The sequence below is a fragment of the Pseudomonas sp. DWRC2-2 genome (assembly GCF_049897885.1).
GTDB lineage: Bacteria > Pseudomonadota > Gammaproteobacteria > Pseudomonadales > Pseudomonadaceae > Aquipseudomonas > Aquipseudomonas azotoformans_A.
Map to the genome: position 1 here is coordinate 54,032 of NZ_JAFCXD010000008.1, position 25,370 is coordinate 79,401.

Genomic DNA, 25,370 nt, shown 5'->3' on the forward strand with positions numbered 1-25,370 from the left:
GAAATCAACCATGCGATAAAAGACGTTTTTTTCATTTTTATTCGCTCTTAGGCATTTCAAAAATCATTTCAAAATAAACATTGAAATATTTTTTTAAAGAAATAGCGCGGAATCGTTAGGTCGTCAACTACTTTTTCGAGGCCTTTTTTACGTGACCGGACAGTCTCTTTTTCAGCCGCCGGGTCAGGTCTCTAGGGCAAGCATTTCGGACGGTACAACCCGCAGTGAGTGCCACGACTATTTGCTTGCCAACGCAAACGGCGGATGCAGGACCGTAGCGGATTGCGCTGGCCGCGCACGCTTGGCCAGGTGGTGCACCGCCTCCACCACCCGCGCGGTGGCGGTGATCGGCAGCATATGCCCGCGCCCCTCCACCACCTGCAGTTTCAGGCCCGGAACCTTGTCGGCCAGGGCCTGGCCGTGCTTGCGAAAGTCCAGGACCTTGTCCTGCGCGCCATAGATCAGGCTGATGGGCAGCGTCAGTTGCGGGTAGCGCTTGACCATGCCCGGTAGGACATCATTGACCTGGGCGATCTCGCTGGACGCGGCATAAAAGTTGTCGGGGCGCATGCCCAGCAGCCCCCCGCCACGGGTGGCGAAATCGTCAGGGGCACTGTCCGGTGCGAACACGCCTTTGACCACCGCGCGGCGCGTCAACAGCCCAATCGGCACCGTGAGGGTGCGAGACACCCAGCGCCGCAGCCAGGCCGGTCGTACCGCCAGTGACCAGAACACCACGGGTAAAGTCGGTTGTGGATGGGTCAGTGGCGCCACCAACACCAACCCCGACACCGCGTGGGGATGGTCGAGGGCCAGCGCCAGGGAAATCGCCCCGCCCAGGGAATGCCCCAGCACCACGGGTTTATCCAGGCCCAGCGCATCGATAAACGCCGCCACTTGCCGCGCCTGGGCTGGCAGGTCCGCAGCGGTGCCTTTGTGGCGTGTGGAATAACCCGATCCAGGGCGGTCGAGCGTGATGACACGGAACTGGTCACGCAATTGTCCGGACAAGGCATACGTCAGGTTGCGACTACTGCCCATAAGCCCGTGAATCATCACCAACGGTGGGCCCTTGCCCTCTTCGTAATAATGAAAGCGCTCGCCATTCACCTCCACAAAGCGCCCGTTGTTCGGAACGGCGGCTTCAATACGTCGCGTCATCCACGCGCTGAATCCCCACAAAACGGCGCTTGCGCCTATCAATACAGCCGCAGCGATAACCCATTCAACAGCCATAGCTCGGTCCTCTGCATCCCTGCGGCTGGCGACCCGACCGGAATTGATCAAGGCCTCAGCCATCGTCCACACCCTGGACCTGAACGTCGTGCCTGTCCGTCGGACAAGTCGCACATGAGGAACCTGGGACTAGCGTAGGCGATATTTTCAGGTAGATTATTTAAAATCTTTTTTAAAATAAGTAATTCAATTTTTCTTTGCAATGGTGTTCTATCTAAAAGACACAACAAGAAAAGGAGCACACCCGATGCCCATGAAGGAATGCTTATGAATGCCCAGCGCGACGCCATCGACATCGCCATCATCGGCTCCGGCTTTGCCGGCCTGTGCATGGCGATCAAGCTCAAGGAGGCCGGGTTCACCGACTTCTTTATCGCCGAGCAGGCCGATACTCTCGGCGGCACCTGGCGTGACAACCACTACCCCGGCTGCGCCTGTGATGTGCAGTCCCACGTCTATTCGTTTTCCTTCGCGCCTAACCCGGACTGGACTCGCCAGTTCGCGCCGCAAGCGGAGATCCGCGCTTACCTGGAGCAATGCGCCACGCGTTTCGGGCTGGCGCCCTACTTGCGTTTCGGCATGGGCCTTGAGCGGGCGGTCTTCGATGAGCAACACCAGCGCTGGCAATTGCGCTTTAGCGATGGTCGCCAGATCAGTGCACGGGTGCTGGTCTCGGGCATGGGCGGCCTGTCGCGCCCGGCGCTGCCGGATATTCCGGGGCTCGACAGTTTCAAGGGCAAGCGCTTCCACTCACAGCAGTGGGACCACGACTATTCCTTGAAGGGCAAGCGCGTGGCGGTGATTGGCACTGGCGCCAGTGCCATTCAGTTCGTGCCGCAGATTGCGCCGCAGGTGGCTCATCTGGACCTGTTCCAACGCACTCCACCCTGGATCATGCCCAAGCCCGACCGGGCGATCTCGCCTTTCGAACGCTGGTTGTTCAAGCATCTGCCCTTCACCCAACGCCTGGTACGTGGCGCTTTTTATTGGGCGCTGGAAGGCCGCGTGGTCGGCTTTGCCCTGCACCCACGGCTGATGAAAATGGTGCAGAAAATCGCCCTGCGCCACCTGCACAAACAAGTGGCGCGCCCTTCCCTGCGCAAGACCCTGACCCCGGACTACACCATCGGCTGCAAGCGCGTGCTGATCTCCAATGACTACTACCCCGCGCTGTCGCGCAGTAACGTCGAGGTGGTCACCGACACCGTGCAGCGCATCGAAGCTGACGGGGTGATCACCGCCGACGGTATCAAGCACCCGGCCGACTGCCTGATCTTCGGCACCGGCTTCCAGGCCACCGATCCCCTGCCCCGCGACTGCATCATCGGGCGCGGCGGCGTCGACCTGATGGACACCTGGCAAGACGGCGCCCATGCCTACAAGGGCACCACGGTGCCCGGCTATCCCAACCTGTTCCTGATCGTCGGCCCCAACACCGGCCTGGGGCATAACTCGATGATCCTGATGATCGAAGCCCAGGTCACTTACATCCTCGATGCACTCAAGCAAATGCAGCGGCATCGCATCGCCAGTGTGGACGTCAAACCCAGCGTGGAAAGCGCCTTCAACCAACAGTTGCAAGACAAACTCAAGCGCACTATCTGGAATACCGGCGGTTGCCAGAGCTGGTACCTCGACCCTCGCACTGGCAAGAACACCACCTTGTGGCCCGGCTCGACTTGGCGCTTCAAGCAGGTCACGCGCCAGTTTGCGCTCAAGGATTACGTGGCCAGCCTGGTGCCGATCAATGCGCCCGACCGTCCTGTGCCCGCTGCCCATTCCGCTGCCGAAGGGAGCCTGTCATGAAGTCATTCAACGGCCGCGTGGCGGCCATTACCGGCGCGGCGTCGGGCATGGGTCGCGCGTTGGCATTAGCCTTGGCACGGGAAGGTTGCCACCTGGCACTGGTGGATAAAAACAGCCAGGGGCTGGAACAGACGTCGGCGCTGATCAAAACTTCGACCCTGGCGCCTGTGCTGATCACCACCCAGGTACTGGATGTGTCCGATCGCCAGGCCATGGTGGCGTGGGCTGCACGCTGCGTGGCCGATCACGGACAGGTCAACCTGGTGTTCAACAATGCCGGGGTGGCCCTGTCGAGCACCGTAGAGGGTGTGGACTACGCCGACCTGGAATGGATCGTCGGCATCAACTTCTGGGGCGTGGTCTACGGCACCAAGGCGTTTCTGCCGTACCTGAAAGCCTCAGGCGATGGCCATATCATCAACACCTCCAGCGTGTTCGGCCTGTTTGCCCAACCGGGCATGAGCGGCTACAACGCCACCAAGTTTGCCGTGCGCGGCTTTACCGAATCCCTGCGCCAGGAGCTGGACCTGCAACGCTGCGGTGTATCGGCCACTTGCGTGCACCCTGGCGGTATTCGCACCGATATCTGCCGCAGCAGCCGTATCGACGCGAACATGACGGGGTTCCTGATCCACAGCGAACAGCAAGCCCGCGCCGACTTCGAAAAGCTGTTCATCACCGACGCCGACCAGGCCGCCAAAGTGATCCTGCACGGGGTACGCAAAAACAAGCGCCGTGTGCTGATCGGCCGCGACGCGTATTGCCTCGACCTGCTCGCCCGCTGCCTGCCGGCGGCCTATCAAGCCCTGGTGGTGTTTGCCAGCAAACGCATGGCGCCAAAGCCCCGCACGCCGGTACTTGAACCCAACGACGAGCCCCGCCTCTGAACAGGAGCACGCACCATGTTGCCGATCCGCCGTGACATCCGTTTCACCCTGCCCGCCGAGCGCATCAAGGACTGGCATGAACAGGGTCCGTTCATCACGCATTTCTTCAATGCCCTGTCGCTGCTGTTCCCTCAGGGCGAGCTGTTTTTCATGGACAGCGTGCGCCACTACCGCCAACGCATCGACGACCCCGTGCTGAAGAAAGAGATCCAGGGTTTTATTGGCCAGGAGGCGATGCACAGCCGCGAACACGTGGCCTACAACGACTTGCTGCAAGCCGCCGGCTTGCCCGCGCATACCCTGGACCGCCGGCTGAAATTTATCCTGGACCTGCAGAAAAAACACCTGCCAGCGTCCTTCAACCTGGCCGTGACCATTGCCCTTGAACACTACACCGCGATGCTGGCCGAAATCCTGTTGAGCGACCCGTCCCGCTTCGGCGAGTCACTCAAGGGCTACCAACAGATGTGGTACTGGCACGCGCTGGAGGAAACCGAACATAAGGCGGTGGCCTTTGATGTCTGGAACACGGTGATCAAGCCCGGACCCAAGCGCTATTTGCTGCGCACCGGGACCATGCTCACCACCACGGTGTTTTTCTGGCTGGTGGTCTTCGACTTCCACCTGCGCCTGCTGATCGCCGACCGCAAGTGCGGCGGACACCTGAAAGGCCTCTGGCGCATGCTGAAATTTCTGTATGGGCCCAAGGGCGTTTTCCCACGGATGCTGGTGCCGTGGCTGCATTACTTCAAACCCGGCTTCCACCCCTGGGATCATGACAACCGTGCGCGCCTGGCCGGGATTGACGACCTGGTCGAGGACATCGAGCAGACCCAACGCGGCTATTAGGCTTGCGCCAAGGCGGCGCGTTCACGCACAAAGCCTTCCAACTGATCGCCCGGCAGTGCCTTGCTGAAATACCAGCCTTGGATGATCAATTCGGCGCCGGTGTTGAGGAAGGCCAACTGCTCGGCCGTCTCCACGCCTTCCACCACCACGCCCAGGTTCAGCGCCTCACAGAAGCGCAGCATGCCGGTCATGACCTGGGCCCCCTTGGGATCGTGCTGGGCCACCACGAAACTGCGGTCGATCTTGATGAAATCCACCGGAAACTGATGCAGGTAACTCAAGGCCGAAAACCCGGTGCCGAAGTCATCGATATAGACCTTGGCGCCAATGGCTTGCAGCTTCTGGATGGTCTGGCGCGTGACTTGGATATCGCTGACCAGTGCGTCTTCGGTGATTTCCACCGAGACCTGCCCGTGGGCCTGGGCCAGGATTTCCACAAGGCGCTCGCCGTAGGCGGCGTCGGTCAGGGTCGCGCTGGATATATTGATGGTCATCGGCAAGGCAAAGCCGAGTTTCTGCCACTTCTGGTATTGGCGGACCGCCTGGGACGCTACCCACACATCCACATCCGGCATCAACCGCGCCTGGGCCAGCCATTGCAGGAACTCCCACGGCGAATGCACCTTGCCCTGGGCATCGCGGGCGCGCATCAGTGCTTCACAACCGGTGCACAGGCCTGTGCGGGTCGAGACCTGCGGCTGGAATTCGAGGTAGAACTCGTAGTCACTGATTTGTTGGATGCGGCTCAATTCATTGGCCTGGCGCGCCAGGGTCTTGTGGGACGCGAGCACCGGGTCCAGTTCACGCAGCCGGCCCTTTTCTTCAAGACCCCGGAAGGTCATGTCCAGGGACTTGAGGTAGACCGTGCCCCCCTCGGTAGCCTGGCGATGAATCGCGCGCACATAGGGCGCATACACCAAAGTGCCCAGGCCCAGCAGCGTCAGTTGCAGCGCCACTGCCGCGAGGTCGCCGTGCGTGCTCAAGTAGGCATTGAGTAGAACAGGCGCTGTGAATGGAACGCTGACCACCGCAGGCGACACCCAGCCCATCTGCACCACCGTCAACGCCACCATGGCATTCAATGCGGGTACGATCAGAAACGGGATGAACAAGCGCGGGTTGAGGATGATGGGCAAACCGAACAACAGCACTTCGCTGACGTTGAACAGTGACAGCGGCAGGCTCGCCACCGCCAACAAGCGCATGGACTGGCTTTTGGAAAACAGCAGGATCGCCAGCAACAGGCACAACGCACCGCCGGAGCCGCCGATAAACGCAAAGCTGCCGAGCAGCCCGCTGTTCAACATATATTTGATCGGCTCGCCCGCTGCCAGCGCCGTACTGTTCAGCACCACCGCCTGGTCCAGCACATCGAACAGCGGTTGCATGGCGTACACGCCATGAATGCCGAAAAACCACAGCAACGAATTCATCAGGGTCACGAACAGCCCGCTGCCGTAGGGCGACTCCAGGGCATCGAGTACTTGGGGTCCCTGCAGTTGCGCCACATACGGCACCTGCAACAGCAAGGACAGCACCACCACCAATCCCAGAGCGGTGATGACGCCCGGCACCACCATATTGATCGTGCCCCGCAGGTTGTGGCCTACCAAATCTTCGTTGACCAAGCGAGTCCAGCGGTAACGGTGCAGCCAGCCAATCGCCGGCACATTCAACAGCGGCGAAGCAATCGCAATAAACAGGACGAAGGTGGCCGAAGCACGGGGATATTCGCGCAGGATAAACGTCGCCACCACCACATGAGCCAGACACAGGAACGCCACCGGCAGTTGTGGCAGGCGATACTGAATTGCCAGCATGTAACCGATGGACGCAGCGACCAACAGCGGGATCACTGAGCTGATTTGATTGTGCAAGCCTGCAAGGAACGTCACCACTTGCGGATCGAAGCCCAGCACCCGTGCGCATTCCGACAGGATCAGGAAGCCGGCAGACACCAACAGGCATGGCAGGATCCACAACAAACCTTCGCGGATCGCTCGAAGAGACTCAGTGCTGGCCAAGGCGGCCAGACGTTGGGTGAAGAAAAGCTTGAACAGCGTTTGCGCCATGACCCATTCCTCTGCCCATCGCCCACTGTCCCTGGAAGGCAGGGCCGGAAACACGGGGCTAACGCTACACGTCCTGGCACAGTGAGCGAAAGCCTTTTGCCATTCAACCAGGTGTTTTTTCCGTAATGGATGACAGGCAAACCCCGGGATTTTAAAAATAATTGAGTTTTCTAACCTGGGCCAACCGCCGAATCTGCTTCAATGAGTATTATCGGCGCCTGTATTACGCAATGGATTCGCCGTATTCATGGACGGCTGCCTGCGAAGGAAGCAGGCACCAGGGAGAGAAGCTGGATATGCAAGACAAGCTGTCAATAAACGTACGCCCGCTGTTTTTCAACATCCTGCTGTGGGTATTCGGGGTTACGCTGCTGTTGATCAGCAAGGGCGTGATCGAACGAATGACGGGATCCGCCGACGAGGGTTCCCTGGACCTGCCCCTGGTGTTGATCGCCTATCTGTTATTGTTTTTACTCACCCCCATACGCGCCTGGACCCACCGCCGACTACGCAAGCGCGCCCGCCGCCTTAGCGCCGGCCACCGTCCAAAGCCCGGCCATTGATTGGAGCAAGCCTTTGTCACCACCCGGCGATAACCACCAACTGGCATTGGACCGGTTTCTCAACGAACACCCCGATGTAGCCGTGGAACTCAACACCCTGAACCCGCTGGCGGCTCAAGCCAAGGGCGAAACCCTGGCGCACTATCGCGCCGAACGGCTGCATGAGGCCTTCGAAGCAGAGGCCGAACGCCAGGGCCTGTTTGCCTGGGAGTTGACCCTTAAACTCACCGCCGAATCCCCCGAAGACTTTGAAGCCCAACGTCTTGAAGTGCATAAGGAAGTGGCACAGATGGCCGGCCTGAGCTGGGACGAATACCGCCAGTTGCATGATTTGGCCGGTTGACCCATCACCCCACGAACCACAAGCGCCGTCGATTGGCCAACCCTTCGCGCAGCTCCGCGACCCCTAAGGTGCGCTGCTCGGGGTCCATGGCCAATGCTGAACGTAACGAAGGCCAGTACTGCCTGGGCAATTGCCGGGGCCGAGGCAGTCGCTGATGACATTGGCGCTCCCCAGGCCGCCGGCCCTCTGCCAGCTCATAGAGCACACAGGCAGCTCCGTACAGATCGGCGCTGGCGGACGGCAATCCTCCGGCCATCAACTCCGGCGCCGCATACGCAGGGGTCCAGGCATTCAGGCGGCTTCGGCTCAAACCCGGTAATCCTGACCTGACCTGGGCCTCGGCGTGACCCAAGCCAAAATCAAACAGGCGCACGCCCTGCTCGCTCACCATGATATTCGCCGGTTTCACATCGCCATGCAGGACACCTTGCCGATGGGTGTAGGCCAGTGCATCCAGCAGTTGCAGGGCCATGGGCTGCAGCTCTTGCCAGGGCAATCCCTGCGGACACTCCAGGAGCATGCGATCCAGCGTCAGGCCGGGCATGACTTCCATGGTAAAAAATGCCACTTGGTGCGCCGTGTCCACCTCAAAAGAAAATGCCCGCACCACATGATCATGTCGCAGGCTTCTGGTCAGGGCGAATTCGCTGTAGAGAAGCACATGAGCGTCAGCCGACGCGGACAGGCTCTCGCCCAGCAACTTCAGCGCCACGCGGCAGTCTGGCTCGCCAAATGCTTCATGCAGCAGATCCCGGGCGCGATAGACCACGCCCATCCCCCCAGTACCCAGGATGCGTTCAAGCTGATAACGCCCCGCAAGCAGGCTCGGTGGGCCTACCGTCGCGTTCATGGCTGAATCACCACGCCGGTAAGGTCATCGCGTGCCGCGCCGCGCAATACGTCGTGGAACAGCCGGTCCACGACCTGCCGTGGCGTACCGGCGCTCATGGCACGCCCCAACTCCCTATGAGTGAGCCCCTGGTACAAGCCATCGCTGCATAACAAAAACACGTCCCCGGGTTGGGTGCGTAACTCCAGTATCTCCAGGCTCAGCGGCTGCCGGCCTCCGACCGCTCGGGTCAAGGCCCTGCTGCCTGGGTGAGCCTGGGCCAGTTCTGGACTCAACTGCTGGCGGTCGATCAGTTGCTGCTGCAAGGAGTGATCGCGTGACAGTTGATAGAGCCGCTGACCCCGCCAGAGATAGCATCGACTGTCCCCAGCCCAGATACAGGCCGCACGGTTGGGTTCGAGCAACAGCACAACCACCGTACTGCCCATGATGCCCGCCCCGCCATCGACGGGTTGCAACTGACTGTCGAGGCCACGCAGGCAAAGGCGGACGGCCTCGATCCGTTGGTCAAAGCCGCCCTTGCCTGGCAGTGCGGCAAGGCTGTCGACCACCCACTGGCTGGCGACATTCCCGGCCTGATGACCGCCCATGCCGTCAGCGACCGCCCAACAACCCCGTTGTGGACAATCGAGGAGAGCATCTTCGTTGCGCGCACGGCTTTTGCCTTGTGCCGTGCGCCCGGCACTGCGCCATGCGTGCGGCCCACTCACAATTGTTCCGGCAGGCGGAACGTGCGCCATGTTGCCATCTGGAACGGGCTCGGGTTGCGTTGGCTGGTGAGCAGGTAATTGGCCCGCAGGCCTGCCAGGTCAGCCTTGAGAATCTGCGCATCCCGGCCGCTGGCAGGCTCGCTTTGCAGCAGGTCGAAAAACCGGAACAACGACCAGGCGCCACTGTCCTTCTCGATCCCCAACGGCCGCTGTGCACCGCGCTCCAGCACCAGGCTGCTGCGACCATTGTCGGCTTCGATCGGCCAGCGGAATGCCATTGGCACGATCGGGCCGTGGCGGTACTCCAACTGCTGATCGCCGACGCGCAACGTCGCCCGGCTGACGGCCTGGTCCAAACTATAGGGCGCCAACGTGAACCGTACAGCCCAATCACCCTGGTCCTCGGTGAAAAAACCCTGGCGAATGGTCTGCGCCCGGGTCAATTGGTCCAAAACCGAACGCGACATTGGCAGGCTGCGCCCCTCCAGGGCCCGCATGCGATAACGGTCGCCCTCGACACTGACAAATGGCCGCAGGTACCCCTCATAAAAGCGCGCCAGCGCGCCCCGTGGCTTGAAGAACGCCTGAAAATCGCCTAGGGCGACGTCGCTGCCGGTGTGGGCATCGAACGGGTATCGGCGTTGGATGGCTTTCGCATAGAGGCCGTAGACCTCGCTTTGATAACGCTGATTCACGTACCCATACGCATCATCAAGCAGGTGGCGCCAAGTTTGGTCGGCAATACCCTCGAACCAACCTTTGAGCGGCTGCGGGAAGCGGGCCGCCGTATCACGCAGTTTGCCCAACAGCGGCTGCTGCCCATCCATCCGCTGCCTGGCCATTTTGAACGCGGCCTGCTCCGGCGAGCTATCCCGGTTGAGCGCCAGCAATTGCAACTGCAGCTCATCAAGCAAGCGCAATGCCTGTGTCAACTCGCCGCCTGGGTTCTGCTCTTCGTCGAGCAATTGGTGCAAGGGTTCGAAGCGGCGTTGCAATGCACGCCGGGCCGTATCTGGCAGGGGTGTTCTGGCCAGAACCTTGGAAGTCGCAGCGCCCAGTTCGCCAACGTGCGAGCTCACCGCCTCAAACCGATCGGGGATCGGCACTAACCGCGTGTTTTCGCGCACTTGCTGCAGCAACTGCACCAAGGCCGACTGGGCTGATGTGAGGCCCGCAAGTTGCTCCGCGCCTTGGCGCAGGCTGCCACTGTCCTGCAGCCTGACCCGACCCAGGGCGTCACTCCAGGCATCGGCGTATTCACTGAAATAGCGTTGCTCCAGCGCCAGCATCAACCGGCGTAATTCCGTGGCGCTGAGGTCGGAGCTTTCCCCGAGTACCCAATTGTCCTGGGCGATGGCATTGACCCATTGAGCGCCCTGTGTTTCGAAAACCTGCAGGTATTTTTGGGTGTAGAACCCCGGTATAGGGGGCCCTGAGCTGGAAAACGCCGGGCCTTCGGCCAGACGGTAAGGCTCCAGGCTCCGCGCTTGTTCCCGCAGCGCCCGGTAGACCACCTCTGCCAGCGACTCACCACGCAACACCAAGCGAGCCTGGGCGACCAACTCTTCATTCAATGGCACCAGGAATGGTCGCTCAAGGAGCCGCATAAAGTGCTCGTTCAGACGCTTATGTGTCGAAGTGTCCCCCCGCCAATGACCTGCCACGTGCTCTGCCAGCCACCCCACATCACGCCGCTCACGCAAATTAAGCATCAGGTAGGCACGCAGGCTGTCCAGCAATTGCCCGCGGTCACCCAGGCTGCCTCGTACTCGTCCTTCGAGCAGCCTGGTCACGTACGGCAGTAAATACTGCTGCAAGGCTTGGTCATAGGCGCTGGCCAGCAGCGGATAACTCACCTCTCCCTGATACAAGCCAGCCCGATCAACCCAACGTGCTTCGGCCAGCGGTGGAAACACTTGCGTTGCAGCCAGGCGACTGTCCAGCAGCGTCAACAGTGCGAGGCTCTCGTCGTCCCCTTGTTGTGTAGAGGGATGGGTGTTGATCAATCCCAGTAGTTGCACCAACCGCTGATGGTTGAAGGTGTAACTGTGCGTCCACAACGCCCCCGCCGTGCCGATGACCACCGACGCAGCCAGCGCCATCAGCCCATGACGCCGATGTATGCGCTGCCGCTCAGGGCTACGCAGTCCGGCAAGATCGGCTTCGGCAAAAATCACGCGATTGAACAGGCCTTGGACAAAATGAGGCCGTACATCGGCAGTCTTCGCACAGGTCAGGTAGAACCCTCGCAAACCATTGATGTGTGGGTAGCGATAGGCGGAAAATCCAGTCTCGATAAACAGGCACAGGCGGTCACCGATGTGTGCGACCTGCCGTGGAAAGTCCAGTATCCGGCGTCGACGCGCGATATTTCGCTCCTGATGCAAGCGCGGGATCAGCTCCGCGCCCAGACGCTGCAAAAGGTTCTCGAACGCCTCTCTCACCTGAGCGATGTCTGTGTCGGCGGTACCTGTCACCAGGTGCCCACCCAAGACGACTTCTGCGCCGTCGCCCTGCTGCGCGTCAAAGAACTCGACAAACCCGGCCAACCGATCAGCCTGGGTCAACACCAGATAGACCGGAACATCCGCATGCAATGTCTGCTGGATGTCCTGCAAGCGGCTACGTACATGACGCGCATGACGCTCCAGGTCGTGCTCATTGCTGCTAGAAAGTGTATCGACAGACAACGTGACCACCACGCCATTGAGTGGCCGCGCCCGGCGTCGCGACTTGAGCAGCCCAAGGAGTGTCATCCATCCCGCAGCATCAACCAAGGGGTCTGGCTGGCCCAGGTAGCGGCCGGCCGTCTCGACCATCACGGCCTCTTCGGCAAAATACCAGTCACAGTAAGGCGTAGTGCCTGGGAGCACGGTTTCTGGTCGCCCTAACAGAGACTGCACGCCGTTGGCAGCCAACAGGCTGGTCTTGCCACTGCCTTGCTCGCCAATCAACAGGTACCAGGGCAACTCGTTTCGCCAGCGCTCGCTGCGGTCACCATAGTGTCGGGAGCTTTTCAGCGTGTGCAGGGCCTCCTTGAAGCGCCCCTGCACCTGCCTTGTTTCGTCGTTGATCAATGCCTGACGCTGATGTTGCTCGTGGTGCTCATGCTGATTCAAACGAGCGGTACGGCGAGTACCCACCACGACCATCGACAGCCCCCACAACAGCAGCAACCCGCTGATGGTCAGTAACCGGGATGTCGGGCTCTGCCAGAAACGGTAGTCATCCACCGCCAGTAAAGGCCCGAAAAACCAAATCAGCAGTGCACTGGACAACACCAGCAACAAGCTCCACAGCCAACTTTTGCGCAGCACCGTCCCCACGCCCATGAAAAATGCGTTCATCCATTGCTCCCAGCGTTATGAATGCGTTCGAAACAGGCCTGACACCCAGGACTGAAGAGGTTGCAGCGTCGTCTTGCGTTCCTGGCCCAGTACCCAGGCAAATCCTGAATACATCACCAGCAAACAGACCAGCACGCAGATGGCGACCCCTGTGCCGGAGGCAATACGTATCCGTGACCGGGATGCTCTCCCCGCCTCTGGCGAAATGGAGACCGGCAAACGGTCCCCGCGCACATGCCTGATCTGGCGGTACAGAGCGTCATGAAGCGCTTCAAGTTGCGCCCTTCCCCGCTCCATGACGCGGTATTTGCCTTCGAAGCCCAACGACAAGCACAAGTACATGAGTTCCAGCATGGCCAGATGCTTGAAGGGATCGCGGGACAAACGCTCCAGCAACTGGAAAAACTTTTCCCCCCCGAAGGTTTCGTTGTGAAAGCGGCTCAACAGGCTTCTCTTCGACCAATTGCTGCTACTGCCCCACGGCGTGGTCACGACGGCCTCATCAATGACACTGCACAACACATAACGCGCCGAGATCACCTGACTGTTCTCTACCCCCAAATGCAAGGCATGCGCCTCAAACGCGGTGACACCCGATGAAAGCTGGTCATTGAGCGTCTCCAGGCTTTCCCGACCGGGGCTGGCCTTGAGCAGGGCAACCTGTGACAGGAGTTCCCAGGCTGCGGCCAACAGGCTGTTGGAGTCCATCTTGAAGCTCTGAGCCCCCTGCAGCTGGGCGGTGTAGATCATGCGGTCTTCCAACTGCTCGAAGCGTGGCGGCGCTGGAAAGTCCGTGACGAGCCCCTGTGCCGGACCGAACCCTTCACGATCAAGCAATATGGTTTTTTCATCCTGCAGGTATTCACTGTCCATCGTCATGGTGTTCAGTTCCTGATAGCCCAGAAGTGGAGTTCCAGCTCGGCGAACTCGCCACTGGCGTGGAAGGCGAAACCACCCGATTGCTCCAACTGCGCGATGTCACGTGGGCTGAGTTCGAGCATGAAATAGGTCTTGCCGGCGTGATAAGGAATCTGTCGAGGTGCTACCGGCAGCGGCTTGACCTTGATACCTGCGAGATGCAGGTTCACCAGCTCGCGGATACGTTCCACAGGGCCGATCTTGAGATGCGCCGGCAGGCGATGACGCAGCTCCTCCGTCTCACACTGGGCGGTAGCCGCTAAAATGAATGTCGCAGTGCCGAGCAATTTGAGATCGCTGACCGGGCAGACCAGTACCCCGTACTGGCGCTGTTGCAACATCAGCTCGATGGCGTGTTGCTCCAGCACCGACGACAAGACGGTGCGAAGCCCCTCCATCAGCCCGCGAAAGCTCGCCCCCTGGTCGCCGTGTTGGTACTGCACCGCCAATTGCGCACGTTTGTTGTCGCAGGCGAACGTCGACAGTTCCCCGAGAATCGCCAACAACTCCCGATACAACAACTCCGGCCGCACCTGGGTTTGTCCCTGGTAATGACGCAATATCAACTCAGCACGGTTGATCAGTTGCAGCATCAAAAAGTCGCCAACCTGTGCCCCAGCCGAGGCGCCACTGCCCTGGATGCGTGAGGCGATCGCATCGCCACGCGCTGCCAGCAGACTGATCACCTCCTTGAGGCATGAAGACACATACCCCGAACCTTGGAGATAGATGAACGTCGGTACAAAATCCGCCTCCAGCTTTACGCCCCCCTCCTGGGTCGAATCCTGCACCTGAGCGACTTGGAGTCTCACGTAGAACGGATCGCTGGGCCCTTCCCCCAGCATCAGGCGCAAGTCCGGCCGTGCACAGTGGATCTGGCAACGAGCGTCGACGCCGGCATTGGAGTCCCCTATCTCCGTTTCACAGGCGACGTAGCGAGCCAGGACATCGCCTTGCTCCTGTCTGCGCACTTCAACCTGATTCTCTGTTGCCAGCGGCAGTGCCAGGTACACAGCTTGTCTGCCTGCATTGGCAGGCACCTGCAACACCAAAGGCTCCATCGCGCCACTCAGCTCGAACAAGCTGCCATCCGGCAAGACACCGCTGGCCCGGTTGACCACGACCTTGCCCAGATTGAGGTACTGCACATCGACTTCCAAGGTCAGGAAACCCCAGGCGTCACTGCTCAGCAGGCGGGTACGGTTGAGCTGTCGATGGTAGTAGCGGTCGTTATGCTGCAAGTGCTGGGGCCGCAGCAGCATGCCCTCCTGCCAGATCACGTTATGGACGTTCATTTCAATCCTCCGTCCTGTCAGTTTGAGGCGCGACCAGGCGGAGGCCCGTCTGGTCCAGGGCAACTTCGGCCCGCGTCAGTTGCCCTGGCACCACTGGCAAAACCAGCCGCCATTGCACGTGAGGCAAGTCGCGGTAGGCCGCCAGCACACCGACATAACGGCTATGCGGCTCGACACTGAGCTTGAGCGGCACCTGCTCGCCGGGACGCAACTCCCATTCCTCGCTGCTGACCCAATCCTTGGCGAGGGTCTGCTCGGCCCGGCTGTAGAGGCTGAAGAAGTCGGCGTTTTCAAAGGCCACGGGATGCCGCAGCTCAAGCAGTTGCACCACCACGGGTGAGGGACGACCGTGCAGGTCGGGGTTGACTTCATCGCCAGCGGTCAACGTCAAGTCCAGTTTGGTCAGCGTCGAAAAAGGTGAAAGCGTGCTACAGCCGGCCAATAGGCCAAGTGCTGACAGCGTTGATATGACAGCGATCCGATACATGAACATCATCCTGGGCACCCGACGTGCAAGGTGGAGACCAGGCGCACCTGCTCCTGGTAGGCTTTGGAAAAATCATTCAGCACCCCCTGCTCGCCCAAGGGCTCTTCGGACGTCAACCGTTGATAGTGGCGTTGATACGCCCGCCAATGGGCGCCATCGCTGAAGAACCTGGGTGGCTTGCCCTCGCGTTCGAAACACAGCAGCAAGTGGCCTGGCGCAAAGGCTGCCAATGCACTGCGCACAGCGGCCCGACTGGCCACGACCAAGGCCAGTTGATGCACTTGCAGTTCACGACAGACCTGGGCGACGGCGTATTCGGCAGAGTGTTCGCCCAGCTCGCCAGCACCCAGCAATGACTTCATGGCAGTTGGGCCGTCGGCACAGGCTTTTAATGGGTTGCGGGTATCGAGCCCTGGGGCGGTCAATGCAGAGTTGATTTCACTGTTCAGCTCGTCGCGGGTTCGCAGGCTCTGCTGCAACCCATCGATGGTTAGCCTGAGCAGACCTGCCACTTTGATCGCCAGGGCCTCACGGCCCAGCGTATCAAGCGTGTCCAGTTGCACGCCCAGCGCTTGCGCGAACTGTGGCCAGAATGTTTCCGAGCCACCCGGTGCGGGCGCAGCGGGCACGGTAGGTAGGAGCTCCCTGAAGGGGTCAGCCCACTTCGGCACGACCAGATGATCACGATCCACGGCCCCCTGACATAGCGCTTGGGACGGCACCTGCATTGCTGTATCCAAGGCATCAAGCTCTGCCGATGAATCAGCACGCAGTTGCTCGCGATCCAGTGCATCGACAGGGTCAAGTCCCAGGAACGCATCGTCTGGGATCGCGTCATCCCGGGCATATGACCGCCGCTCATTTGCCAGCAAGCGAGCGCGGATCTCCAGCCCGCCCAATTGGTACACGTCACCCTCGCTGATCAGCCGTGCCTGCCCCTTTTCCAGGCGTTCCATGCTGCCTGATACACCGATGCCGTTGCTGCTGATATCGGTCAGGAAGTAGCGGCCTTCTCGGTAACTGACCAAGCCGTGATGACTGGAGATCAGGCGATTGGCATCAGGAATGATCCAGTCACAGCCCACCCCACGGCCGATCACGCCACCGACGCCCTCAAACGTCTTGCGAGCAGGCGTCGCAGCGCCTTCGGTACCACAGACTTCAAACACTAGTTGCATGGCGGAGCTCCCCTGCTCACTGCCCACGTCGGGTCGCCTGGGGGTCACCCAACGGACGGTAGTCGGCATCGTCAAAGACATAATTGGCGTTACAGCCACTCAACAAACACAGCATCAGCAAAAGGCCTTGCCACGCACGAAAAAACATCAGGTATCTCCCATGAAAATCAGGTGCCAACACGCCCCCATTCAGCCCCCCTCGCAGACATCACCCAGAGGGATCTTCAGGCGCGCCAGACGATAGAGCAGCGTGCGGCGAGCGACACCCAACTCACGTGCGGTACGGGTGCGATTGCCACGGTTTTTGTGCAGGCAATCGATCAGGAATACTCGCTCGACCCGCTCCAGGCGTTGACGCAACGTTGCATCGACGGACTCATCGGTGGGGGGGGGCAGACAAGGACAAATGCGCGGGCAGGATCACACCGTCATCGCAGAGCAGTACCGCACGTTCCACCAGGCACTTGAGTTCACGGACATTGCCGGGGAAGGCGTGACTCGACAGTTGGTCAAGGGCTGCGCTGGACCACGACACCGGTTCGCGCTCAAGGGCAAGAGAGGCCTTTTGCGCAAATTCACGTGCCAACAACAACACATCGTCGTCGCGCTCGCGCAAGGGCGGCAGTTCGATGGGAAATTGCGCCAGCCGGTAGTAAAGGTCTTCGCGAAAACTGCCTTGGGCAACCATCGCGGCGAGATCACGGTGAGTCGCGGCGATGATGCGCACATCCACCTTGTGTGCCGCGCTGGCGCCCAAGGGGCGGACTTCGCCCTCCTGTAGAACCCGCAGCAACTTGGCCTGCAGCGACAGCGGCATGTCGCCGATTTCGTCCAGGAGCAGCGTGCCGCCGTGTGCCGCATCAAACAGCCCGGTATGGTTGCGTTCAGCCCCCGTGAAAGCACCTTTGCGATAGCCAAACAGTTCACTTTCCAGCAGGCCTTCGGGAAATGCCGCACAGTTCTGCACCACGAACGCTTTGCTGCGACGCGCCCCCGCAGAATGGATAGCCCGCGCCACCACCTCCTTACCCGTCCCCGTCTCCCCTCGCAGCAATACCGTGTAGGAGGTATGCATGACCTTGCCAATCAGGCGGTATGTCTCATCCATGGCCGTACTGCTACCGACCAAGCCAAATTCTGCACGGGGAGCCGGAGTGCATTGATTCTGTCGGGCGACACTTCCCAAGGATGGCTGACAGCGCAGCAAAGCCAATTGCATCAAGGTAAAACTACCCAGTTGGCTCAGGGAGACGGAGTAGTCCTGCAAGTGTTTCCGGCATTGGCTGGCGCACAGCAATACGCCGCTGATGGCCTTGTCCCGGTTGAACAACGGCACACATGAAAGCGCTTCCCAGGCTGTCGTCTTGGCTGGCAGGAAGCCGTATTCGTACACGCTGCTCGATAAGTCTTCCAGGCTAAGGGCCGTTTGATGGCTGAGTACGTAGTGCAATACCTGCTCGTGCTGGAAGTCCTGGGTGCCGACCGGATCACCGGGGCAAAGCACCCCGGATAAATGCTGGGCAATCAGCGCGAGTCGGCCTGTGGATTCATCTCGCCAGTACAACTGGCTGAGTTCGCACTGGCTGAGTTGCGCCACCGCCGTCACACACAGGCCGGGCAACGAGGCTTCGTCGCCATCGATGCCCAAGCGGATGAACCAGCCAAGCAACGCGTCGGCGTAGGCCAGGGGATGGGATAGTTGAGTGGATCGGATATCCCTCATTGGCTGAGCTCACAAATGGGATAGCTGCTACCCTCCAGGCGCGCATGCACATTCGCCAAGCATTCACCTTGGGCCATGGCCGCCAGCAGCCGATCCGCCACCTGCGGCAACAAATTGAGCTCGATCCACTGGTCAATGTAACGAGCGCCGCTATCTCCGTGGGCACAGTGTTCGGCCATGTGTGCAACCAGCTCTGGCGTATAGCTGAAAGCCAGCTTGCGAAGACGCAACCGTTGTCCCAAGCGTTCCAGCTTGAGCCTTGCAAGGTCATGCAGAACCTCACCCTTGATCGGGTAGTACGGCACCACACGCATGCGGGCCAGCAATGCCGGTTTGAAGTGGTCGCGCAACAGCGGACGGATCGCCTCTTGCAGCACATGCATGTCAGGCCGTTGATCGCCAGCACACAGTTCACCGATACACTCACTGCCGAGGTTGGAAGTCATCAGGATCAGTGTGTTGCGAAAGTCGATTTCCCGGCCTTCCCCGTCATTGACCAGACCCTTGTCGAAAATCTGATAGAACAGGTTCAACACTTCCGGGTCGGCTTTCTCGACCTCATCGAGCAGCACCACCGAATACGGTCGTTGGCGCACGGCTTCGGTCAGCACACCGCCCTCGCCGAAACCGACATAACCGGGCGGTGCGCCAATCAACCGCGACAGGGAGTGTTTTTCCTGGAACTCCGACATGTTGAGCGTCGTGACAAAACGTTCACCGCCATACAGTAGATCGCCAAGGGCAAGTGCTGTCTCGGTCTTGCCTACACCGCTTGGGCCGACCAGCAGGAACACACCGACCGGTGCGTCGGCTTTGTTGAGCCCCGTGGCAACGGCGCGCAAGTTGCGGTCCAGGGCCTGCACCGCCTGTTCCTGGCCAAGAATGCGCCCGCGCAGCGCATCGGCAAAGCCCAGCGCCCGTGCGCTGTGCTCGAGTGCCAGTTGTTCAACCGGGATACCGGTCCAGGCACTGATGACCTGGGCCACCAGGCGCGGGCAAACCTGCTGCGGCACGGCCTGTTGCTCAAACCAGTGCTGTTCCAGCTCCAGGCGCTCACTTTCCATTGCATCCCTGCGCAGGTTCAACGCGTGCAAGATCTGCTCATCCACGGCGAACCCTGCGTCCCTGTCACGACTTAATGCCTGATGCTGCCGCATACCTTCCGCCTGCTCCGCGTACAGGCGTTGTAATGCCTCCGGTGCCGTCTCCCGACGGACCCGCAAGCGAGCACAGGCCGTGTCCAATACATCCACCGCCTTGTCGGGCAACTGGCGCCCGGACAGGTAACGCGCACTCATCTGCGCCGCCGCCACGACGGCATCGTCACGCACATAAACGCCGTGGCTGCGCTCATACACCGAAACCAGTCCGCGCAAGATCGAAACCGCCTGCTCGACACTGGGCTCGCCCACCCGTACAGGCTGGAAACGCCGCGCCAATGCCGGATCCTTTTCGAAGTATTTTTTGTATTCCGACCAGGTAGTGGCAGCGATGGTGCGCAGTTCGCCACGAGCCAGGGCTGGCTTGAGCAGATTGGCGGCGTCGGACGCGCCTGCCTGGGCGCCCGCCCCGACCAAGGTATGCGCCTCATCGATAAACAGGATCACCGGCGGCACTGAAACGTTGACCTCATCCATCAGGCCCTTGAGGCGCCGCTCGAATTCGCCTTTGATACTGGCACCGGCCTGGAGCAAGCCCATGTCCAAGGTCAGCACCCGGACATCCTGCAGTGGCCCCGGCACCTGCGCACTGGCAATGCGTAGCGCGAGGCCTTCGACAACGGCCGTCTTGCCGACCCCGGCTTCGCCGACGAGTATTGGGTTGTTCTTGCGGCGGCGCATGAGGATGTCAATCAACTGGCCAATCTCGACATCCCGGCACAACACCGGATCAATACGCCCTTCATGGGCCTGGCGCGTCAGGTCGTGGGTGAAGCGTTCCAGCAGTGACTCACCCTTCGGGGCTGGATCAGTACCAGGTGCCTGGCTCCGCACAAAGTCGAGCACACGCTGCGCATCCAACCGATTCAATAAAACCTGATAGACACTCCCCGCGTGGTGCAGTGGATGACGCAGCAATGCCAGCAACAGGGCGCCGTGATCGACCTCGGTCTGTCGCAGTTCCAGATGGGCAACCATCAGGGCCTGTTGCAGCCACTCTACAAGCGCCTGGGCAAACACCGGATTGCGCGAAGCACTCGCCTCTCCTTTGGGTTGCAGTGCAGTTTGCAGCTCGCCGGTTTCGATGCCCGCATCTGCCAATGCCCGTACCAGAAGGCCGTCGTGATGCTCCAGTAGGGCCAACAGCAGGTCTTCCACCAACACCTCCCGGCCGCCGCGCGTTACACAGCGTTCAGCCGCGCGCACCAAATCGCGACGAGCCTGGGGGGTCAAGGTCTGGATAAGTTGTTGCAGGTCCACATTCATCATAATGATTCATCCCTCATGAGCGTTGCTCGGCACCATGACCACACCATCGGCGTACTCATGTGCCAGCCAACTGGTCCAGCCGAGGCGACAGACGTTGTGTTCGCCAATGTGCAACGGTCGGATCTCTTCTTTGGCAAGCACCAGGCGCAGGTCATATTCCAATGGGTCCCGCGCCGTCAGCCGCACCAATGAGCACAGCAGCGGGTAGTCCGCACCCGTGGGCAGAAACCCATGGAGTTGCTGCCACCGCAGGCCCTGCAGATGCACCCTGAACTTGCCACTGCGGTCGGCCACCTGGCTGCCCAATACCTGGTCATGACCCAGCACGCTGTTCGCGACGCCGAGCCGGTTTCGCTGTGAGTCGGCGATGACAACCGTGCGCAGCACCCATTGCTCGATAAACAGCCGGTTGTGCTTGAAGTAGTAGCGCAGGACCGTCTCGATCAAGGCTGCCGAATGTGCCCGCAGGCCTAGCAGCCCCAAGTAGGGCAACAGCCGCTTGCAGTTCAATTGCGCGACACTGCGAATCTGCCGTCCCCTCAACCCGATCAACGCAAACATCTGCTCGGAAAAGGCGTCACGCGCATCCGCCTGGAAACACGCCTGATAACGATATTTGCGCCAGATGGGCAGCATCAGTCGTTGCAGGCGGTGATGAAACACGTCCAGGAAATCTCGCGTAGCGTTACCGCCCGCCCCGTCGCCATAGGCCTGCTCGCCATAAAACGCAGGTAACGGCGAACCCGCGCCACATAAGCCCAAGACGTTGAGGCGAAGGCGTGCGCGCAGCTGTTCGTGCCCGACAAAAAACTCCACGCGATCAATATCGTGACCGGGAAAACCGAGGCCAGGGTTGGCTTGAAACTCCAGCAAGTCATACAGCGCGTCGTCATCCAACAGAGGATGGGCATCGCGCAGACGCTTGATCACCTGCAAAACCGCCTGGAACAGCGAATATTCGCGGATGATCCGCGACAGTCGCGTCAAAGCAGGGGCTGCTGCCCCATCCGTGGTGGCCATAGATACACGTCTCCTTGTGTGCTGATGACTCTTAGTTCGTGATAAGCATTGAGGCTGGCGTAGAGCGCAAAGAACTCGTTGAGTACTGACGCAAAAATGAACACTTCGCCCGGCCCCAAGAAACCCTGGGGATCAATCTTCAGATCAATTCGTACTCCGCGACACGGCAAGCCGCGGTGCAATCGGTCGACCGATGAATGACTGACGGATCGCATTGCACCCAACTTCCTCTCACTGACCTTCTGCGCCAGTCGGTCGTGATAGCGCGGCAAGTCGTACGTTTTGAGGATCACCTTCAAGGCGTCGATATCGCTCAATGACAGGTAGTTGAGCGACATGTTGCTGATAAGCCGCCAGAGAAAATCCTGGTCCAGAGGCGGAGACAGACTGGCTGTCGGCGCGCAGATATTGCGAAACGACAGCCCCTCTGGCGTCTGCTCGCAAGGCCGGTTGATGTCGCCTGACTGCAACAGTCGAGGTAGGTTGTGATTGGTGCACGTCAACTCGATCGACAGTGTTTGCTGGTCCGACTCGAGGCCGTTGCCAATCCCAAGCCAGGTTTCCAGCCCGGCATGCTGTGTCGATGGCCGTTGGCGAATGCTGTAGCTGGGCGGGTTTTCCGGTACGTCGGTATCGCCACCATGTTCAAAGGATTCAAACGGCACATAGGCCTGGTATCCACGCCCACCCGGCTGCCAACCCGTTACAAGGTCTACGGAAAATACACTCGCGTTCTCCCGCGAATACTCGCCGGGAATGAGCAGGTACTCATCTTGCTTCCCGTCCAGGCGAATGGGCACCGCGTCATGCTTGAACAGATTCACGATGGGCGTGCAGTAGAGCTTTACGTTATCCAGGGTGGGCTGTTGGGACTCACGCCATGGCGTGCGTAACTCAAAGCGCACTATCACCCCACACACCTGCTTGAGCAGCTCACCGGGCAATTTGTGCAGTACGCCCAGGCCGTTCACATCGACAAACAGGAACTTGTCAGGAAAGGCAAAATATTCCTGCAAATGGCGGTACCCCGGGAAGGTGTTCTGCGGATAGGGGATCAGCGCGTGTTCCTCACTGAACCCCACCGGCTGTACCTGTTCAGCACCCAGTCGCAGTGATATTGCCTGCCCATCGGGCCCGCTGACGGGCAATCCATCGTGGCCCAAAGGCAACAGCTCAATACCTTCGAGGTGGCGCAGCAGGCTCAGGTATAACGCCTGGCTGATGTAGCTATCCCCGGCCAGATGCAGGCGCAACTGATCAAAGGCCCAGTCACTGAAATTACCGGCGGCGCTCATGTGCAGGCGCAGGCTCAACACGCCCTGCCCTGCCTGTGCGCTGTACTCCAGGGCGCTCAGTTGCAGCGGTAGAACCTGTGTGGCGTAGCAGGTACGAAAACGGCATCGCTCACCGTTGACTGCGGCGCTTTCCACCGGTGTATCACGCGCCACCCACACACCGGGACCTGAGTGCTTCAACGGGTCAAATTGCAGCATGCTGAACGCTGGCATTGGGCGCATGTAGTTGGGCCACAGCAAATGCATCAGCGAGTGCGTGAGTTCTGGAAATTCGTCGTCGAGTTTTTGCCGTAAGCGCCCCGTGAGAAATGCAAACCCCTCCAGCAGCCGCTCGACATCGGGATCCTGGCCAGACTCTGCGAGGAAAGGGGCCAGTGCAGGATTGCGCTCGGAGAACTGCCGTCCGAGCAGTCGCAACGCACTGAGCTCACTTTGGTAGTAACGGTTAAAAGACATCCGGCAAAACCTCTACCCGACCGGCGTCACAGAGTCGCGCGATAAACACCACCGGTTGCTTGATACCCTTGACCGTCAGTGTGCCTTCGATAGCGAACGCCAGCGCCAATGGGTCCTGGTCTCGCGGCAACGTCGTGACCCGCACATGCTTCAAGCGTGGCTCGTACGCCCGAATAAATCGCTCGATCAACAAACGCGATTGAGTCAATGACTCATGCAAGCTCTGGTTCATGTCGTTGAGGTCGGGCAAGCCGTAATCCGGCAGTGTCTGCACGCTGCCGGCACGGATACTGAGCATTTTTCCCAGATGCATCGCGACAGATGTCACGCCACACGCGGAAGTAGCCGCCGGACGTTCAAGACGCTCGAAAAGGCGTTGGTGGTGGGACACTCCCTGGCCGCTGCTCATTCTTTATCGAGCTTGCCGACCAGGGACAGCGTGAAGTCGGCCCCCATGTACTTGAAGTGCGGCCGTACACTCAGGTTGACGCGGTACCAGCCGGGCTCACCGTCGACATCACTGACAACGATGCGCGCCGCGCGCAATGGCCGTCGTCCACGCACTTCGGCACTGGGGTTTTCCTGATCGGCGACGTACTGGCGAATCCATTTATTGAGTTCCAGCTCCAGGTCTGTGCGCTCCTTCCACGAACCCAATTGCTCGCGCTGAAGAACCTTGAGGTAGTGGGCCAGACGATTGACCACCATCATGTAGGGCAATTGGGTACCCAAGCGGTAATTCAGCTCGGCTTCCCTGCCCTCGGGACTGAGGCCAAAGTGTTTCGGCTTCTGCACCGAACTGGCGGAGAAAAACGCGGCATTATCGCTGCCCTTGCGCATCGTCAGGGCAATGAAGCCCTCTTGCGCCAGCTCGTACTCACGGCGGTCGGAAACCAGCACTTCCGTCGGGATTTTGGTTTCGATCTCACCCATGCTCTGGAAGTGATGCAACGGCAAGTCTTCCACCGCACCACCGCTTTGCGGGCCGATAATATTCGGGCACCAGCGAAAGCGCGCGAAGCTGTCAGTCAGGCGCGTGGCAAAGGCGTATGCCGTGTTGCCCCACAGGTAATGTTCATGGCTGTTGACCACGTTTTCCTGATAGGCGAAGGTCTTGACCGGACACTCAACTGGATCGTAGGGCGTACGGAGCAGAAAGCGCGGCACGGTCAAGCCGATATAGCGTGCGTCTTCGCTTTGGCGAAAACTTTGCCATTTCGCAAATTGAGGACCTTCGAAGTGGTCCTTCAGGTCTTTCAGGTCCGGCAGGCCGGTAAAACTCTCCAACCCGAAGAACGCCGGCCCGGCAGCGGCGATGAATGGCGCATGGGCCATGCAGGCCACGCTGGATGCGTACTGCATCAGTTTCACGTCGGGTGCACTGGGAGACAGAAAGTAGTTGGCGATAATCGCGCCCACCGGCTGACCACCAAACTGACCATACTCGGCACTGTAGATATGTTTGTACAACCCGGACTGGGTCACTTCCGGTGAGTCTTCGAAATCCTCCAGCAGGTCTTGCCGGGAGACGTTCAGCAGCTCGATCTTGATGTTCTCGCGGAAGTTGGTCCGGTCAACCAACAACTGCAATCCCTTCCAGGCGGCTTCCAGGGCCTGGAACTGCGGGTGGTGCAAAATCTCATCCATCTGCAGGCTGAGCTTCGTGTCGATCTCGGCAATCATCCGGTCGACCAAGCGTTTCTTGACGGGCTCACCACGATTCTGCGGTTTGATCAGCTCTTCGATGAACGCCGAGACGCCCCGCTTGGCAATGCCATACGCCTCGTCGTCTGCACTCAGCAGAGTCTGGGCAACGATGTTGTCGAGAATGCTGAATTGATCATCGGTGGGTGCTGGCAGTGTGTGTTGTTGTGTCGTCATGCGGTCAGTGTCCTTTTACTGAAAA

At 60.0% G+C, this 25,370-nt stretch carries 20 protein-coding genes and 1 pseudogene; 5 read left to right on the forward strand and 16 right to left on the reverse strand.

The genetic code is table 11. The annotated features are described in order from the left end of the window. Positions 1-237: 237 nt before the first annotated feature. Positions 238-1,299, reverse strand: coding sequence for an alpha/beta fold hydrolase (locus tag ACP7EW_RS27730; RefSeq protein ID WP_426221248.1), 1,062 nt, complete (start codon positions 1,297-1,299; stop codon positions 238-240). Positions 1,300-1,503: 204 nt separating this feature from the next. On the opposite strand from ACP7EW_RS27730, the gene ACP7EW_RS27735 reads away from it, so the two are divergent. The 3 genes from ACP7EW_RS27735 to ACP7EW_RS27745 are packed head-to-tail and all read left to right on the forward strand — an operon-like array spanning position 1,504 to position 4,778. Further along, a complete protein-coding gene (locus ACP7EW_RS27735; RefSeq protein ID WP_426221250.1) occupies positions 1,504-3,042 on the forward strand; it encodes a flavin-containing monooxygenase in 1,539 nt (512 codons plus the stop codon). Next, the gene (locus tag ACP7EW_RS27740; protein WP_426221252.1) at positions 3,039-3,929 is read left to right on the forward strand and encodes an SDR family NAD(P)-dependent oxidoreductase; all 891 of its coding nucleotides are present in this window, start codon (positions 3,039-3,041) and stop codon (positions 3,927-3,929) included. Before ACP7EW_RS27735 ends, ACP7EW_RS27740 begins: the two co-directional genes overlap by 4 nt. Before the next feature lie 15 nt (positions 3,930-3,944). After that, positions 3,945-4,778 (forward strand): metal-dependent hydrolase, encoded by an 834-nt coding sequence (locus ACP7EW_RS27745; protein ID WP_426221254.1) that lies wholly within the window; start codon positions 3,945-3,947, stop codon positions 4,776-4,778. Here the strand turns inward: ACP7EW_RS27745 and ACP7EW_RS27750 are convergent. Further along, complete coding sequence (locus tag ACP7EW_RS27750; protein ID WP_426221256.1) at positions 4,775-6,850, reverse strand: EAL domain-containing protein; 2,076 nt, start codon at positions 6,848-6,850, stop codon at positions 4,775-4,777. The two genes, ACP7EW_RS27745 and ACP7EW_RS27750, sit on opposite strands and share 4 nt — an antisense overlap. A gap of 296 nt (positions 6,851-7,146) precedes the next feature. Between ACP7EW_RS27750 and ACP7EW_RS27755 the strand changes: the two genes are divergently transcribed. Together ACP7EW_RS27755 and ACP7EW_RS27760 are read left to right on the forward strand one after the other, a co-directional pair. Next, on the forward strand, positions 7,147-7,413 hold the full coding sequence (locus tag ACP7EW_RS27755; RefSeq protein ID WP_426221258.1) for a hypothetical protein: 267 nt from the start codon (positions 7,147-7,149) through the stop codon (positions 7,411-7,413). A gap of 13 nt (positions 7,414-7,426) precedes the next feature. Then, positions 7,427-7,756 (forward strand): DUF6388 family protein, encoded by a 330-nt coding sequence (locus tag ACP7EW_RS27760; RefSeq protein ID WP_033902371.1) that lies wholly within the window; start codon positions 7,427-7,429, stop codon positions 7,754-7,756. A gap of 4 nt (positions 7,757-7,760) precedes the next feature. Here the strand turns inward: ACP7EW_RS27760 and ACP7EW_RS27765 are convergent, their stop codons facing one another. The 14 genes and pseudogenes from ACP7EW_RS27765 to tssC all read right to left on the reverse strand — a co-directional run bounded on the left by ACP7EW_RS27765 (position 7,761) and on the right by tssC (position 25,345). Beyond that, on the reverse strand, positions 7,761-8,606 hold the full coding sequence (locus ACP7EW_RS27765; protein ID WP_426221260.1) for a serine/threonine-protein kinase: 846 nt from the start codon (positions 8,604-8,606) through the stop codon (positions 7,761-7,763). Continuing rightward, entirely contained in the window at positions 8,603-9,316 is a 714-nt protein-coding gene (locus tag ACP7EW_RS27770) for a PP2C family protein-serine/threonine phosphatase (RefSeq protein WP_426221262.1), read from the reverse strand. The genes ACP7EW_RS27765 and ACP7EW_RS27770 overlap by 4 nt, the downstream gene beginning before the upstream one ends. Further along, positions 9,313-12,663 carry a type VI secretion system membrane subunit TssM gene (gene tssM, locus ACP7EW_RS27775; protein ID WP_426221264.1) on the reverse strand — a complete coding sequence of 1,117 codons (3,351 nt, stop codon included), beginning with the start codon at positions 12,661-12,663 and terminating at the stop codon, positions 9,313-9,315. The genes ACP7EW_RS27770 and tssM overlap by 4 nt, the downstream gene beginning before the upstream one ends. A 15-nt stretch (positions 12,664-12,678) precedes the next feature. Next, complete coding sequence (icmH, locus tag ACP7EW_RS27780; RefSeq protein ID WP_426221267.1) at positions 12,679-13,542, reverse strand: type IVB secretion system protein IcmH/DotU; 864 nt, start codon at positions 13,540-13,542, stop codon at positions 12,679-12,681. A 5-nt stretch (positions 13,543-13,547) separates the two neighbouring features. After that, positions 13,548-14,876, reverse strand: coding sequence for a type VI secretion system baseplate subunit TssK (gene tssK / locus ACP7EW_RS27785; RefSeq protein WP_426221269.1), 1,329 nt, complete (start codon positions 14,874-14,876; stop codon positions 13,548-13,550). A gap of 1 nt (position 14,877) precedes the next feature. Continuing rightward, positions 14,878-15,363 carry a type VI secretion system lipoprotein TssJ gene (gene tssJ / locus ACP7EW_RS27790; protein ID WP_033902423.1) on the reverse strand — a complete coding sequence of 162 codons (486 nt, stop codon included), beginning with the start codon at positions 15,361-15,363 and terminating at the stop codon, positions 14,878-14,880. Between the two features lie 5 nt (positions 15,364-15,368). Then, positions 15,369-16,541: a type VI secretion system-associated FHA domain protein TagH gene (gene tagH, locus ACP7EW_RS27795; RefSeq protein WP_426221272.1), complete on the reverse strand. Its 1,173-nt coding sequence runs from the start codon at positions 16,539-16,541 to the stop codon at positions 15,369-15,371. 16 nt (positions 16,542-16,557) lie between these two features. Beyond that, on the reverse strand, positions 16,558-16,689 hold the full coding sequence (locus ACP7EW_RS27800) for a type VI secretion protein (protein WP_426221274.1): 132 nt from the start codon (positions 16,687-16,689) through the stop codon (positions 16,558-16,560). 41 nt (positions 16,690-16,730) lie between these two features. Beyond that, a pseudogene (locus tag ACP7EW_RS27805) lies at positions 16,731-18,264 on the reverse strand (sigma-54 interaction domain-containing protein). Beyond that, positions 18,261-20,693 (reverse strand): AAA family ATPase, encoded by a 2,433-nt coding sequence (locus ACP7EW_RS27810; protein WP_426221276.1) that lies wholly within the window; start codon positions 20,691-20,693, stop codon positions 18,261-18,263. The pseudogene ACP7EW_RS27805 and the gene ACP7EW_RS27810 overlap by 4 nt, the downstream one beginning before the upstream one ends. A 6-nt stretch (positions 20,694-20,699) precedes the next feature. Next, positions 20,700-21,713, reverse strand: coding sequence for a type VI secretion system baseplate subunit TssG (gene tssG / locus ACP7EW_RS27815; protein WP_426221278.1), 1,014 nt, complete (start codon positions 21,711-21,713; stop codon positions 20,700-20,702). Then, positions 21,677-23,464, reverse strand: coding sequence for a type VI secretion system baseplate subunit TssF (tssF, locus tag ACP7EW_RS27820; protein ID WP_426221280.1), 1,788 nt, complete (start codon positions 23,462-23,464; stop codon positions 21,677-21,679). Before tssF ends, tssG begins: the two co-directional genes overlap by 37 nt. Then, positions 23,454-23,873: a type VI secretion system baseplate subunit TssE gene (tssE, locus tag ACP7EW_RS27825; protein WP_426221282.1), complete on the reverse strand. Its 420-nt coding sequence runs from the start codon at positions 23,871-23,873 to the stop codon at positions 23,454-23,456. The genes tssF and tssE overlap by 11 nt, the downstream gene beginning before the upstream one ends. Then, entirely contained in the window at positions 23,870-25,345 is a 1,476-nt protein-coding gene (tssC, locus tag ACP7EW_RS27830) for a type VI secretion system contractile sheath large subunit (protein ID WP_038843846.1), read from the reverse strand. Before tssC ends, tssE begins: the two co-directional genes overlap by 4 nt. Between the last annotated feature and the right edge of the window lie 25 nt (positions 25,346-25,370).

Excerpts from the sequence above, each read along its gene's own strand:
- ACP7EW_RS27745 (WP_426221254.1), top strand. The coding sequence starts at position 3,945 with ATGTTGCCGATCCGCCGTGACATCCGTTTCACCCTGCCCGCCGAGCGC.
- tagH (WP_426221272.1), bottom strand. The coding sequence starts at position 16,541 with ATGCAACTAGTGTTTGAAGTCTGTGGTACCGAAGGCGCTGCGACGCCT.
- tssG (WP_426221278.1), bottom strand. The coding sequence starts at position 21,713 with ATGGCCACCACGGATGGGGCAGCAGCCCCTGCTTTGACGCGACTGTCG.
- tssE (WP_426221282.1), bottom strand. The coding sequence starts at position 23,873 with ATGAGCAGCGGCCAGGGAGTGTCCCACCACCAACGCCTTTTCGAGCGT.
- ACP7EW_RS27800 (WP_426221274.1), bottom strand. The coding sequence starts at position 16,689 with ATGTTTTTTCGTGCGTGGCAAGGCCTTTTGCTGATGCTGTGTTTGTTG.
- ACP7EW_RS27750 (WP_426221256.1), bottom strand. The coding sequence starts at position 6,850 with ATGGCGCAAACGCTGTTCAAGCTTTTCTTCACCCAACGTCTGGCCGCC.
- ACP7EW_RS27810 (WP_426221276.1), bottom strand. The coding sequence starts at position 20,693 with ATGATGAATGTGGACCTGCAACAACTTATCCAGACCTTGACCCCCCAG.
- ACP7EW_RS27735 (WP_426221250.1), top strand. The coding sequence starts at position 1,504 with ATGAATGCCCAGCGCGACGCCATCGACATCGCCATCATCGGCTCCGGC.
- icmH (WP_426221267.1), bottom strand. The coding sequence starts at position 13,542 with ATGACGATGGACAGTGAATACCTGCAGGATGAAAAAACCATATTGCTT.
- ACP7EW_RS27755 (WP_426221258.1), top strand. The coding sequence starts at position 7,147 with ATGCAAGACAAGCTGTCAATAAACGTACGCCCGCTGTTTTTCAACATC.
- tssK (WP_426221269.1), bottom strand. The coding sequence starts at position 14,876 with ATGAACGTCCATAACGTGATCTGGCAGGAGGGCATGCTGCTGCGGCCC.
- ACP7EW_RS27730 (WP_426221248.1), bottom strand. The coding sequence starts at position 1,299 with ATGGCTGAGGCCTTGATCAATTCCGGTCGGGTCGCCAGCCGCAGGGAT.
- tssF (WP_426221280.1), bottom strand. The coding sequence starts at position 23,464 with ATGTCTTTTAACCGTTACTACCAAAGTGAGCTCAGTGCGTTGCGACTG.
- ACP7EW_RS27765 (WP_426221260.1), bottom strand. The coding sequence starts at position 8,606 with ATGAACGCGACGGTAGGCCCACCGAGCCTGCTTGCGGGGCGTTATCAG.
- tssJ (WP_033902423.1), bottom strand. The coding sequence starts at position 15,363 with ATGTATCGGATCGCTGTCATATCAACGCTGTCAGCACTTGGCCTATTG.
- ACP7EW_RS27740 (WP_426221252.1), top strand. The coding sequence starts at position 3,039 with ATGAAGTCATTCAACGGCCGCGTGGCGGCCATTACCGGCGCGGCGTCG.
- tssM (WP_426221264.1), bottom strand. The coding sequence starts at position 12,663 with ATGAACGCATTTTTCATGGGCGTGGGGACGGTGCTGCGCAAAAGTTGG.
- tssC (WP_038843846.1), bottom strand. The coding sequence starts at position 25,345 with ATGACGACACAACAACACACACTGCCAGCACCCACCGATGATCAATTC.